This window comes from Paenibacillus sp. RC73 (assembly GCF_044908085.1).
Taxonomy (GTDB): Bacteria; Bacillota; Bacilli; order Paenibacillales; family Paenibacillaceae; genus Paenibacillus; species Paenibacillus terrae_A.
In genome coordinates this window covers 26004-39580 of the sequence record NZ_JBIYCV010000017.1, presented here as the reverse complement: position 1 = coordinate 39580, position 13577 = coordinate 26004, and the positions used below count along the sequence as shown (strand labels likewise).

Here is a 13577-nt window from a genome sequence, read left to right as displayed (position 1 = left end):
CGGCCTCACAATCATGACGGAACCCACTGGACACAAAGACTTTATTTTCTTAAGACAAATAAAACACAGCCTACCTTAATCGGCAGACTGCGTATGTCATGTTCCATACTCCATAGCGGGCTAATCCTTCACCAATCGGTTTGAAAGCATCAACATGATAAAAGAGAACAGAATGATGACGGCTACCCAGCTCCAGGAGAGTGTCATATTCCCGGCCTCGGATGCGGTGTAAATCGCCGTAGACAGGGTTTGGGTCTGTTCGGGAATATTACCCGCAAGCATCAGCGTAGCGCCAAATTCTCCTAATCCCCGGGCAAATCCGAGAATGTATCCCGAGATGAGTGGGCGGTAGGCGAGAGGCATCGTAATGTAGCGAAATACTTGCCATTCGTTGGCGCCTTGTGCACGTGCAGCATGCTCTACCTCGGGATCGACGGCTTCAAAGCCTGCCTTGATCGTCCGATAAGCCAGTGGAAAAGCCACAATTACAGCAGCCACCACCGCAGCTCCCCACGTAAATACAATCGTCTGCTGGAACAGGCTTTCGAAGGCTGTTCCGATCCAGCTTTTCCTCCCCAGCAAGATAAGCAGAATAAAGCCAACGACTGTGGGAGGCAAAACAAGCGGAAGAAGTAAGAGCGTCTCGATCATGCTGATTCCCCTCCGCAGCTTGCAGTTCGCCATCATCCGAGCCACCACGGTAGCTAACAGAAATACAAAGATGCTGGCGGCGACTGCGACTTTGACGGATACGATAACCGGAGGAAGAAAAGCTGACCAATCCAACGGGACCCCCTCCTTTATATATAGATGCTATTTCCCTGTCTTTTCTGTAGGAGCTGAAAATCCGTCCTTACTGAATACGCTCATCGCTTCATCCGTACGCAGAAAATCGAGAAACTCACCAGCTTCCTTGCTGTGTTTCGTTGCTTTTACAATACCTTCCGGATAGAGAATCGGAGCATGCAATTCCTCAGGTACTTCCAGCGCAACGACTGCTTTATCGGATGATTTGGCATCCGTCAGGTAGACAAGTCCCGCATCGGCGTTGCCTGTTTCCACATAGTTTAATACCTGTCTTACGTCCTTGGCGAATACCAGCTTAGGCTCCAGCTTGTCCCATAGTCCGGCCTTCGTCAGCGCTTCTTTGGAATACTGTCCAGCAGGAACGGTAGTTGGCTCCCCAACAGCTACTTTCAAGAAGGATGGGCTTGTCAGATCATGGAGTGTAATGCTTTTGGCCTTATCCTGCGGAACGACTACAACCAGTTTATTTTGGAGCAGTACGCTATCCTTTTCCACCAATGAAGCATCGGTCAATGCCTTCATTTGCTTCATACCTGCCGAAATAAATACGTCAGCGGGTGCGCCTTGCTCAATTTGTTTTTGCAATGTGCCGGATGAAGCATAGTTAAAGGTAAGTTTGATATCCGTATGCTGCTTTTCATACTGGTCCTTGAGTGTATTCAGACTATCTTGAAGGCTCGCTGCGGCAGATACGATGATCTCTGTTTTTGGCGCAGACTGTGTCGGCTGTACAGCAGCCGAAGACGAGCAACCAACCAGCACCCATGCCAACAATCCAACCAACGTGAATATGTACCCGAATTTCATTTTCAACTTACTCTTCCCCTGTCCTATAAATTCCGAAATGGGTATAACGATGTACACCTCATAACGGTTCAACTCTATTGGGTCAGCCCAAATATTTGTGAACAATAGATCTCGCCTCGGCGATGTCCTTCGTGCCATGGATCAGAACGCGTCCATCCTGAAATAGAACCAGCCGATGCGCTCCAATCACTACGGATACCAGATATGGATTATGCTCAACCTTGCCTCCCTGACGTGACAATAGACGCGCCGCTTCATTCAGATCGCGCACAGCACCGGAGGCCGGGCGGATTTGAACCGTATCACGTCCGCACAAAACAGCCGACTTGGATTGATGCTCCGATTGTAAAAAAGGATACACCGGATGCTCGCCACACGTTGGGCAGTCGGCTTTCTTCATCGCGCTGATCTGGATCGCCTGATGCTGATTGTTCCACAGATCAAAGGAAATCAGCTTGCCTTGCAGCGCTGAGTCGTCCCCGGTGAGCAGCTTCAGTGCTTCGGCGCTTTGGTAGGCTGCCACCATCTGCACAGCTGGGCTAATCACACCCGCCGTGTCGCAGGTTGCGCCGCCAAGAGGTACGGTTCCGAGCAGGCAATGCAGGCACGGTGTCTGTCCCGGCACGATGGTAAAGGTCGTCCCGTAGCTACCCACACAAGCCCCGTAAATCCAAGGAATTTGGTGCTTGACCGCGTAATCGTTAATGAGCAGACGTGTATCAAAGTTGTCAGTAGCATCTACGATGAGGTCCACACCTGCTGCAATATCGTCGATTTCTTCCAGCGATACGTCCCGAATTAGTGCACGAATGTCCACGTCTGAATTGACTTGCTGCAATCGCTTCTGCGCTGCCACCGCCTTCGGCATATGATCACGAGCGTCCGCTTCATCATAGAGCTGTTGGCGTTGTAGATTACTCCAATCTACATAATCGCGATCCACCAGCGTCAGTCGTCCGATGCCCGCTCGCACCAGCATGTCCGCATTGGCGGTACCCAGTGCTCCAGCCCCAATGATAAGCACGTGCTTGCTGCGAATATTTTGCTGTCCTGCTGGCCCAATTTTCGTAAACAGCTCTTGTCTCGAATATCGGGCATGAGACGCCTGCGTCTGCGCTTCTGCATCGGCGTCCATGTTCTGATCCTTCTTCATTTCAGACATCGTTGATTTACGCCCCATTAGGGTTCCAACCTCCTAGCTGATGCCCCTTCCATTCCGAGCCGTCCTCCCACACTTCCTTTTTCCAGATCGGCACGATTTGCTTCAAGCGTTCAATCGCATGGCGGCTGGCTTCGTAGCAAGTATCGCGGTGTGCAGCAGAAACAGCAATCACAACGCTCGTCTCTCCAATCCTCACCGTACCAAGCCGATGTGTAATCGCCGTACGTGTAGACGGCCAACGCTCTGCAATCTCGTCACCAATCTGCTTCATCTTGTTCATCGCCATCGGGACATACGCCTCATATTCCAGCAACACAGTACGCTGACCTTGGGTATATTCCCGAGTCGTTCCATTAAAGGTCAGGGAAGCCCCATGGGATGGGTCCTGCACCTTCAAGGTCACCTCATCGGCATCAATCGGATCGTACGTGATCGCAAACAAGCCACATGGCGAAATGACCGTTTCCATCCCTGGTGCGGACTGAAGAAGCGTGATTGTATCTGAAGGATGTATTAGTTCCTCTGGAGAAGCCAGTTTTTTATTATTCGTAAAAAAAGAACCTTGCAGCTGTGAAGACGCTTCCGAATATTGCTCATTCAAGCTTTTTCGAATGTCTGCAATGGTCACCGTTTCCTGCGGTAACTCCAGCGTGATCACGGATTGACCAAGCTGCTCTGCCATACCCGCGAATAATTGAATACGGTATTGCATAACCATTTGACCCCCTTTGCACCTATCCTATCGAACTCGCTTAGCCTATATCGAATTTACCCTCCTGAAACCGGGGGAATGATCGCAATTTCGTCAGCTATACTCACCAGATCCTCCGGTGCGGCATAGGCCTGGTTTCTGGCAACAAAAGAACCCCGCAACTGCGCAGCTACTTCAGGGAAGCGCTCGGATAGCAGGTCTTTTAACGCGGCAATAGTCATCGTTTCCTGATCGGTGGGTACTGTGATGATGGGCCCTCCCATCTGTTCCGCAAGGCCTGCAAATACTTGAATATGATATTTCACTTAACATGTTCACCCCCAAAAATGTTCACATTATATTTTAGATTCAACCAGTTCCTCAATCCGCTGGGGATGCGTATACACATTCAGAGAATGACTTCGTATAAAGCCTACCGTAGTAATGCCCAAATCCTCAGCCAATTCAAGCGCAAGCTCTGTCGGAGCCGACTTGGACAGCACCACTTCACAGCCAATCTTGGCGACCTTCAACAAAATTTCAGACGAAATCCGCCCACTGAATACAATGATTTTATCTTGTAATACAATATCATGCTTGAGGCAATATCCATAGATTTTATCCAGCGCATTGTGTCGGCCGATATCCATTCTCGACAGAATGATTCCGTCCTTGTCACACAGTGCGGCATTATGAACGCCCCCAGTCTCCTGAAACGTGTGCGCCGAGTTTTGCATCAAATTCATCAGGCGGAAGCAGTCGTCAAAAGACAGCATGACATGAGTGTCGTTCATTCTTTTTGCCACTTTGGCATCATTCATAAAGTAGAAGCCCTGTCTGCTTTTCCCACAGCAGGAGGTAATGTACCGTTTGGAATGAAAGTTTTGATAGAACTCATTCATCCGCCGGGTTTTGATATGAACAAAGCCTTCTTTTTCCTGAACCCAAATATCTTCGATATCATCATACTGTTGAATGACACCTTCCGAGGCCAAAAAGCCTACTGCCATATCCTCCACATACTCCGGTGTACAAACCATGGTGGCAAATTCCTGCTGATTGATTTTGATCGTCACCGGATGCTCCGTCACCACAGTGTCCTCATCACGCTTGATCTGACCGTCACGATAACGGAGAATCTGGCGTTTGATCTCAGCTGGCTTTTCCATGTGCTCCACTCCCTTGTTTTGGGCAGGCTGGCGTTTCGGTTCACCCGCCGATGTGTGACATTTCAATTTTGGATGCGAATTGCTGCGTATGATTCAGCCGTTCCTCCGAATAGCGGTCTGTACGTCCTCTCCAAACCCGCTCAATGTAAGCTCTTATCTCATCATCGGACTGTTCAGAACGTAGCATCCCCCGCAGCTCATACCCTTGAGAAGCAAATAAGCAAGTATACAAGGAGCCTTCAGCGGAAATTCTCGCCCGTGTACAGGTGGAGCAAAAGGCATCCGTAACCGACGAAATAATACCAATTTCTCCTTCGCCGTCCTGATACCTGTAACGCGTCGCTACCTCGCCTTTGTAATGGGGCGGGACAGGCTCCAGCGGCATTTGCTTATGAATGGTTTCGATGATCTGCTGCTTGGAGACGACCTGGTCCAATTTCCAGCCATTGGTGTTACCTACATCCATAAACTCAACAAACCGCAAAATATGCTTTTTCTTTTGAAAATAGTCGGCCATGGGCACAATATCCTGATCGTTGAAGCCCTTTTGCACGACCATATTTATTTTTACCTGCATCCCCGCTTGTGCTGCCGCATCAATACCATCCAGCACAGCTTGCACGCTGCTTCTTCCTCCGTTCATCCGGCGGAAGCGATCATCATCGAGCGAATCCAGACTGACTGTCACTCTCTTCAATCCTGCCTCTCGAAGCGTTGCTGCATATTTAGGAAGAAATACGCCGTTCGTCGTCATAGCAATATCTTCAACTCCTTCGAGTTGAGTTAACGAATGAATGAGCGAGGACAGGTCCTTTCTCAGCAACGGCTCGCCGCCCGTAATGCGCAGCTTGGTAACTCCCAGAGAGACAAAAATACGGGAAAGCCGGGTAATTTCCTCAAAGGTCAATATTTTTTCTTTTGGCAAAAACGGATAGTCATGGCCAAAAATTTCTTCCGGCATACAATACCGACACCGAAAATTACACCGGTCTATGACGGATATTCTCAAGTCCCGTAACGGACGATTCCATTGATCGTCGCTCCGGTTCGCCATCCCGTTCACCTCAATCCGTCTTCATTAATAATACCTAAACCCTATATTGGAACTGTATAAAATGAACTTGAGAAATTCACATCAAAAACGGAGCAAACGGAATGGTGCTGGACAAGCGATAGCGGTCGCCTGAAAGCTTTCCGGAGGAAAGCTCGCATCGTAAGCATAAACTGTTCCCCAGATTTCCACCATTGTTCGTTCATTCAGGAAATCTGGGGGCAACAGCGATGGGAAGCATCATCCGTTTGTGTAGTGGCACCGTGTGAACTTCAATTCATTTTATACAGAACCAAAAAACCGACATCACAACAAATCCTTCGCCATCGAACACATCGAAGAATCTGCTAAATGCCGGTTAATTTATCTACATCAGGATTCTACGAACCCTCACATCATGTGATATAGAAAAATCAAGCTAACAAGCGCTGCGACAAATAAAGTATACGCGATTCCCCACGCACACTCCATTCACGAATGCTCTGCAATAGATTACATTCTTATTGTTAGCAATCCTCGAACGTTTGTCAATGCTTTTTCGTTTTCTCAAACGATAATCATTATCAATTAAAAAATTTAATAATGTACCGTTGAACTATCTTAAATTTTACGTTATAGTTACACTTGATGACATGCAGAAAATGACATATTCAGGTTATTGATATACAAGCGGTGTGTACCGTCTGTTATTAATACATACGCATATGGCGGATTGGCCTTCAGGACCTAGAGCTTGGTCACTACTCCACCATAAACACAAGTGCTTCATCACGAGCACTTGTGTTTATGGTGGAGTTTTTTTATTTCTAATTTTTAAATTTCAAATCTGAAAGGAGCCTGAACCGTGATTGAGAGTACGATCAAAATTACATTAAACGGACAGGAACTGAAAACCAAAGACAGCGCAACGATTCTTGAAGTCATTAACGAAAATAACATCACCCATCCCCAACTATGTTATGTTCCTGAGGTCGATCCGATCCGCACCTGTGATACCTGTATCGTGGAAGTCAACGGCAAGCTCGTTCGCTCCTGCTCGACACTCGCTGCAGACGGAATGAATATTCAATTAAACTCGGACCGCGCCAAAGCGGCCCAAACAGAAGCCATGGATCGATTACTGGAAAATCACCTCCTCTACTGCACCGTGTGCGATAACAACAATGGTAATTGTTCCTTGCATAATACGGCAGAGCTTATGGAAATTGAGCATCAAAAATATCCATATCAGCCCAAGGTTGATCCGACGGAAGTCGATATGTCCCATCCGTTTTACCGCTATGACCCGAATCAGTGTATTGCCTGCGGCCAATGCGTAGAGGTATGTCAAAACCTTCAGGTCAATGAAACCCTCTCTCTTGACTGGGAAGCAGAACGCCCTCGCGTCATTTGGGATGATGGTGTTGCAATTAATGATTCCTCCTGCGTCAGCTGCGGTCAGTGTGTAACGGTCTGTCCTTGTAACGCCTTGATGGAGAAATCCATGCTGGGTGAAGCAGGCTTCATGAGCGGCATGGAGAAGGACTTGTTAAATCCGATGGTAGATTTAATTAAGGAAGTGGAGCCGGGCTATAGCGGTATTTTTGCCATTTCCGAAGCCGAAGCAGCCATGCGTGAAACCCGTACGAAAAAAACTAAAACCGTTTGTACCTTTTGCGGCGTAGGTTGCAGCTTTGAGGTTTGGACCAAAGGTCGCAAAATTTTGAAGGTACAGCCTACTTCTGAAGGACCTGTGAACGGCATCTCCACATGCGTTAAAGGGAAATTCGGCTGGGATTTTGTGAACAGTGATCAGCGTTTGACCACCCCTTTAATTCGTCAAGGCGACGAATTTGTGGAAGCAACCTGGGAAGAAGCACTGAGTCTGATGGCCAGCAAAATGGGTGCTATTAAAGAAACGTATGGCGGGGAAGCGCTCGGCTTTATTTCCTCGTCCAAATTTACAAATGAAGAAAACTATTTGATGCAAAAGTTGGCGCGTCAGGTATTCCAAACGAATAACGTCGATAACTGTTCGCGCTATTGCCAATCCCCCGCCTCATGGGGGCTGCAACACACCGGAGGCATTGGCGGCGACAGCGGTACGATTAAAGACATTGCCAGAGCAGGACTGGTTATGCTGGTCGGCTGTGCGCCGGGAGAAGGACATCCGGTGCTGGCTACCCGTATTAAACGTGCGCATAAGCTGCACGGTCAAAAGCTGATCGCGGTCGACCTGCGCAAGCATGAAATGGCGGATCGTGCGGACCTGTTCATTCGTCCGAAGCAAGGTACAGATTATGTATGGTTATCCGCTATAACCAAGTACATCATTGAACAAAACTGGCATGACGCAACATTCATTGAAGAGAACGTAAACTTTTATCCCGAATATTTGAAGTTGCTGGAGAACTTTACATTGGAATTTGCAGAGCAGGAAACGGGCATTTCCAAAGAGACGCTGATTGAGGTAGCGACTATGGTCCATGAAGCCGACGGCACTGCCATTTGCTGGGGCATGGGTGTAACGCAAAACATCGCAGGCTCCTACACCTCTATTGCGATTGCCAACCTGCTGCTGGTGACTGGAAACTTTATGCGTCCAGGTGCAGGCGCGTATCCGCTTCGCGGACATAACAATGTTCAGGGTGCTGCTGACATGGGCACGATGCCGGATATTTTCCCGGGCTATCAGTCTGTCACCAACGATGACATTCGTGCCAAGTTCGAAGCGGCATACGGCGTACACATTCCAGGCCAGCGCGGACTGGACAATATTCAAATGCTGGAGGCCATTGAAACTGGTGAGCTGAAAGCGATGTATATCGCTGGAGAAGAAATGGCGTGGGTGGATGCGGACTCCAACCATACACAGGAAATGTTGGCGAATTTGGATTTCCTCGTCGTTCAGGATGTATTCCTGAGCAAAACAGCAGAATTCGCAGATGTCATTTTGCCAGCCGTACCTTCGCTTGAAAAAGACGGAACCTTTACGAACACCGAACGTCGTGTGCAGCGTTTATATGAGGCGCTCAAACCTGTAGGAGACAGCAAACCGGACTGGTGGATTTTCAGCCAATTTGCCAAGCAAATGGGATTTGATTGGAACTACAGCCATCCAAGTGAAATTTTTGAGGAAATGGCATCACTCACTCCATTTTTCTCCCAGTGTAATTATGACGTATTGGAAGGCTGGAACAGCTTCCACTGGGGATCGCCGGATGGCAGCAACACACCGCTTCTGCACACCAACGGCTTTAACTTCCCGGATAAAAAGGCACGTCTCGGTCTTTTCGAATATGTGCAGCCTAAACAATACCCGGCTGAATTCGATCTGACCTTAAACAACGGTCGACTGCTCGAACAATTCCATGAAGGAAATCTGACAACCAAATCGCCGGGTATTCAGCTCAAGCTTCCAAGTGTATTTGTGGAAGTATCGCCGGGATTAGCCGAGGAACGTGGAGTCAAGGACGGATCGCTGGTTCGTCTGGAATCGCCATATGGTGCCGTGAAGCTGCGTGTTCTCATCACCGACCGGATGCATGGAACCGATGTCTACGTACCTATGCACTCCAGCAGCCATGACAGCGCCGTGAACCTGTTAACTGGCGGAGCATTCGATGTAATCACCAACACACCGGCTTATAAACAAAACAAGGTACGAATGCACATTTTGGAGGTAGATGGTCAAAATCCGCTACCACGTATCAACCCGCGCTATAAACAGCGTCATCCGCAAAATGGGGTTGAAGTGGATCGGAAATGGAATCGTCCCGGTTACGTCGATCTGGTGGATCAAAAATAAGGAGGTCGGACTCATGGCTAAGCCTATTTCAATCGTGCGAAAACGTGTGTTGACAGAAGAAGAACGACAAAAGCAATCGCTGGATCAGCTTACTGCTGATCTGGCGGACAACGGGGTGGCATTGCAGAAGACGCTCGAAATTGTGCGTGAGCTGCACGATAGTGGTCTTCTCGAAGCGGCTCAGTCTATGCTGAAAGCCAAGGAAAGCATCGCCAAAATTGCTGTAGGACAAGCGACGCGCAAGCCTGTGACGAATATCATCAACAATTTGATGGGAGCAGCCGGCATGCTGTCCGAGGTAGACCCCGAGTTGATGAAAAAGCTGGTAGGCAGCGTCACTTCGGGCCTGAACGAAGCCGAGCATTTAAAACAGAACAAAAAGACCCGACTGCGTGATCTCATGAAGGCCATGAATGATCCGGATGTAAACCGGGCGATGGGTTTTGGCATTCATTTTCTCAAAGGGCTGGGGAAAGGCTTGTCCGATAAGTAGCTGAACATAGTGTGGAGGTGGATACAGAGTTGCAGGATTATATTCGACGCTATCAGCAGGAGGACGATCAGGAATGCCTTCAGCTATTGCTGGAGAATTGCTGGCCTTATGTGGAGACTTTGATCGGGGAGCTTATCACAACAACGGAAATGAAAGAGGATATCGTCAGGGAGCTTTGGCAAAAAGGAAAGAGGCGCTTCCCTTTTATCATGAGTAAATATCAGTTGGAGGTTCAGCTTCCACTCCAAACGTTCCTTTATAATACGTATCGGTTTTACTTTCGGCAGGTGCTTAACGGCCAAGGATAACAACAGTAAAAGAGAGCTGGCCCCACCACAAACGGGAGTCAGCTCTTTTCCTCTTCCTTTGATACATCCCTACAACCGAACCTCCCTGCCTTGTCTCTCCGTCAAAAATTGCAACAACCAAATACTATAATTGATAAAAACCAGCGTAAAACTAATGACCGAAAACAGCGGAATTGTATGTAAAATGGTAGCATAAACGATCCAAATCAACTGAACCACCAGCAGACAAATACGGAGGATTGTATTGTTGTTTGTTTCCTTGGGGAATAGCAATGTTTTCACATGTATAGAGTAGCCGTTACGATGAAGTAGATGAGCGAAAATTAGGATATGTAGAATGAGGTGAACAACAAAAGCAATGAAGGCAAACACGATACCCGCGGCAAATAAAGCAAGTCCATTTTCCAGATCAGAAAATTCGTCCGCAAGCTCCGGTAACTGCCACATCCAGTACAACATGAATCCATAACAGGAAGCCAACGCAACTAAAATTGAGAAAACATATAAAAATACTTTACTGACAGCAGTCTCCATGTTCAATGTATACTTCCTCCGTCTCAACCAACTTTTACTAGAGTACACCACTCCAAAGCTATCACGCAAATTGGAAAGGCGAAAAAGGCTATTCGGACGCATACCGAATAACCTTTCTGAGGCTACAGCACTTTGTAAAGTAACGCTATGATCTACATTTTATTTTTTATCCACCTGTAATAGGGTCACCGTTTTGAGAGAAACAGCATCTTTTAATTGCTCCTCTGCGATGACCTTGAGTTTAAGCAAACTGGCAATCTTCGAAGTATCCGGTTTGGAAAACAAGCGCCATAGCTGCGGATCAGGCAGTGAATCATACAGCTTGGTATGGTCGTATTCCTTACGGTGCTGCTGTACAACTTTAACGCGATAACTGCCAATTTCCCAATCTGCCACTCCCTGTTCCGCACAATGAGCTGTAATGTCATTACGCAAATCAGTCAGTTCACCCTCAATTTCTTTTTGCTTCTGCTTTAACTGATAGTAGCGACGCACCTTGTTTTCCAATTCCATCACGCTCCTCTGCTTACATATGTATGTTTGCAGTAGCGTTTTAGGACAAGTTTGTGATGTTAGGATATAAGACGTATCTGCAAAAGCATTTCCCGGGTAATGGAGAGACTAAAGATCATCCGAGCTTTATTTAGGCACATTGGCACCTGGGTTTACAGGCCCCGCTCCTTTGGATTCTTCCTTATGTTTCATATATTTGGCCCAGTAAGCCGTGAGAATAGGTACCAAAATAGAGGTAACAATGACCGAAGCAGCAACTAATGCTGTTGCTGATTGTGCTACTGGCAGAAATTCTGGCTTTATATTGGCCACAATGACCGGATTCGCTACCGCTGCACCTGCCGTGCTGGAGGCTGCGATTCCCGCAGTGCCGTTGCCACCGCCGATATATTTGTCTGCCAGGATGAGCGGAATGCCTGTAATGATAATAACGAAAATACCTAATATTATTCCGAGCAAGCCTGTTTGGGCAATGACACTCAGGTCGATGGAACAACCCAGTGCAAAACCGAAGAAGGGAATAAGGGCATGCGTGGCGTTACCAAAATATTTACGGAAATCATGGTCCAAATTGCCCAGTGTGAACCCGACCAAAAATGGCAATACCGCCCCCACAAATGTCTGCGGCTCAAAAACGGCCAGTCCGGTACTGCCCAAAATAAGCATGGTCACTAATGGACCGGATTCCAGCGACATCAGTACGAATGCCCCCGCCTCTTCCTTGGAACCATATTGCTGCATAATGGAGGCGTATAGCCCACCATTCGTCATATCCATGGAGGAAATCAGCGCCAATACCGACAGTCCGGCAAAAAGCCCGCTTTCCACGCCACCGACGGGCAGCAGTTTAGACGCAATGATCGCCACCACCCAAGCGACTGCAATTTTAGTCAATACGAGTGTACCTGATTTACGCAATACGGTACCTGTAGCTCGTACATCAATCGAAGCTCCCATACAAAAAAACCACACCGCCAAAATCGGTACCGTCCCAGTCATTAGGCCCTTGGTGAACGATCCAAAGTAGTCCCCGGCCCAAGGCATAAAAGTATGAACCAATGCGCCTATAAACAGCGGCACCAGCATAATGCCCCCTGGAATTTTATCAATGTTTTGTTTGATTTTCATAACTTCATTCAACCCTTTCGTTTTTGCCAGTGCAAAAACAAGGCCGTTTTACTTGCGGCTCAAGCCAAGTTCGGGAATCAGTCTTGCAAAAGTGTCATGGCTTTCCTTCAACTGTCGTGCGAATGCTTCTGCATCCTTAACACGTAGTCCCAATCCATGCCTACGCATTTCTTCCCTGAATTTCTCCTCTTTCGTCCCCTTGATCAGTGCGTCCGCCAGGGTTTGAGCAATCTCATCCGGCGTATCCTTGGGCACAGCCAGCCCTCTCCAAGTCCCGATAAAATGTACACGCAGCCCAGTAGCCTGCTGTAACGTAGGCACATTTGGAAACGCTTCCGAAATGGTGTCTGCCTGTATCGCCAGTATGCGCAGCTTCCCTTGGTCCACATACTTTTTCACTTCCGCAGGACTGACCGGCACAGCATCCACGAAGCCGCTCATCAACGCTGAAACGGCTGGCCCTGCTCCCTCATAAGGGATATGGGTAAAGCGGACTCCGCTTTTTTGCTCCAGCATCGCAGCAGCAAGGTGCCAGATGCTCCCTGTGCCTGCATTGCCCATTTTCAGCTTGCCGGGATGAGCATGAGCGTCCTCCAGAAATGCTTCGGCCGTCGTCCAGGGCGCGTCCGCTCTAACCGTGATGGCAGAAGGGTCCATATTGGTTTGGACCAGCGGTTTAAAGCGCTCATAGGTGAGGGGCAGCAGTCCCAGATGTGGCAGTGTGGTCAGCTCCGCAACCAGATACGTTACAGTGTAACCGTCCGCCTGCGCCTCAGCCCCTTCCATCAGCCCGACCGAACCGCCTCCACCCGTCCGGTTAACGACGATGATCGGCTGTCCGAGATGCTTTTCGGCGGCTTTCGCCAATGCTCTTGCCGTGATATCCGTCCCGCCACCCGCCGCATAAGGAACGACGAGGGTAATAGGCTTCACAGGAAATGCACCACTGTGGTCATGCAAAGCGTGTTGATCCACATATTCACTGATACTCAAGGCAGAAAGAAAAGCCACTCCCGCCGCAACCAGCACATATTTTTGCCATGGCTTGTTCTTCATTACGTTTCCTCTTTTCCGAAAAATGAACTGGGCCAGTCACGCACCCGTTTTCACCCCCAGACGTTTTCAGC

Annotated in this window: 14 protein-coding genes; 3 read left to right on the top strand and 11 right to left on the bottom strand. The window is 48.4% G+C overall.

The window, feature by feature from the left end:
- Window positions 1-120 precede the first annotated feature (120 nt).
- The 7 genes from modB to moaA form a co-directional block, all read right to left on the bottom strand.
- Window positions 121-786: a molybdate ABC transporter permease subunit gene (gene modB / locus ABH897_RS25535; RefSeq protein ID WP_283652613.1), complete on the bottom strand. Its 666-nt coding sequence runs from the start codon at window positions 784-786 to the stop codon at window positions 121-123.
- A 27-nt stretch (window positions 787-813) separates the two neighbouring features.
- Window positions 814-1620, bottom strand: a complete 807-nt coding sequence (modA, locus tag ABH897_RS25530; RefSeq protein ID WP_283652614.1) for a molybdate ABC transporter substrate-binding protein — start codon at window positions 1618-1620, stop codon at window positions 814-816.
- 76 nt (window positions 1621-1696) lie between these two features.
- On the bottom strand, window positions 1697-2776 hold the full coding sequence (locus tag ABH897_RS25525) for a thiazole biosynthesis adenylyltransferase ThiF (RefSeq protein ID WP_283656301.1): 1080 nt from the start codon (window positions 2774-2776) through the stop codon (window positions 1697-1699).
- A gap of 7 nt (window positions 2777-2783) precedes the next feature.
- On the bottom strand, window positions 2784-3488 hold the full coding sequence (locus tag ABH897_RS25520) for a molybdenum cofactor biosynthesis protein (RefSeq protein WP_283652615.1): 705 nt from the start codon (window positions 3486-3488) through the stop codon (window positions 2784-2786).
- A gap of 56 nt (window positions 3489-3544) precedes the next feature.
- The gene (locus tag ABH897_RS25515) at window positions 3545-3793 is read right to left on the bottom strand and encodes a MoaD/ThiS family protein (protein WP_404592886.1); all 249 of its coding nucleotides are present in this window, start codon (window positions 3791-3793) and stop codon (window positions 3545-3547) included.
- Window positions 3794-3823: 30 nt separating this feature from the next.
- Complete coding sequence (fdhD, locus tag ABH897_RS25510) at window positions 3824-4636, bottom strand: formate dehydrogenase accessory sulfurtransferase FdhD (protein WP_404521465.1); 813 nt, start codon at window positions 4634-4636, stop codon at window positions 3824-3826.
- A 40-nt stretch (window positions 4637-4676) separates the two neighbouring features.
- Entirely contained in the window at window positions 4677-5690 is a 1014-nt protein-coding gene (gene moaA, locus ABH897_RS25505) for a GTP 3',8-cyclase MoaA (protein WP_283652617.1), read from the bottom strand.
- Window positions 5691-6531: 841 nt separating this feature from the next.
- Here moaA and fdhF point away from each other — a divergent pair.
- Genes fdhF through ABH897_RS25490 form a run of 3 tightly spaced genes read left to right on the top strand, consistent with a single transcriptional unit; the run spans window position 6532 to window position 10275 of the window.
- Window positions 6532-9474 carry a formate dehydrogenase subunit alpha gene (gene fdhF, locus ABH897_RS25500; protein WP_283652618.1) on the top strand — a complete coding sequence of 981 codons (2943 nt, stop codon included), beginning with the start codon at window positions 6532-6534 and terminating at the stop codon, window positions 9472-9474.
- Window positions 9475-9487: 13 nt separating this feature from the next.
- A complete protein-coding gene (locus tag ABH897_RS25495; RefSeq protein WP_283652619.1) occupies window positions 9488-9967 on the top strand; it encodes a helical membrane plugin domain-containing protein in 480 nt (159 codons plus the stop codon).
- 29 nt (window positions 9968-9996) lie between these two features.
- A complete protein-coding gene (locus tag ABH897_RS25490; protein WP_404592885.1) occupies window positions 9997-10275 on the top strand; it encodes a hypothetical protein in 279 nt (92 codons plus the stop codon).
- A 69-nt stretch (window positions 10276-10344) separates the two neighbouring features.
- Here the strand turns inward: ABH897_RS25490 and ABH897_RS25485 are convergent, their stop codons facing one another.
- The 4 genes from ABH897_RS25485 to ABH897_RS25470 form a co-directional block, all read right to left on the bottom strand.
- Window positions 10345-10734 carry a hypothetical protein gene (locus ABH897_RS25485; RefSeq protein ID WP_404580590.1) on the bottom strand — a complete coding sequence of 130 codons (390 nt, stop codon included), beginning with the start codon at window positions 10732-10734 and terminating at the stop codon, window positions 10345-10347.
- 234 nt (window positions 10735-10968) lie between these two features.
- Entirely contained in the window at window positions 10969-11322 is a 354-nt protein-coding gene (locus ABH897_RS25480; RefSeq protein WP_283652622.1) for a hypothetical protein, read from the bottom strand.
- 126 nt (window positions 11323-11448) lie between these two features.
- On the bottom strand, window positions 11449-12450 hold the full coding sequence (gene kdgT, locus ABH897_RS25475) for a 2-keto-3-deoxygluconate transporter (protein ID WP_283652623.1): 1002 nt from the start codon (window positions 12448-12450) through the stop codon (window positions 11449-11451).
- A 48-nt stretch (window positions 12451-12498) separates the two neighbouring features.
- Entirely contained in the window at window positions 12499-13506 is a 1008-nt protein-coding gene (locus tag ABH897_RS25470) for a tripartite tricarboxylate transporter substrate binding protein (protein ID WP_283652624.1), read from the bottom strand.
- Window positions 13507-13577: the final 71 nt, after the last annotated feature.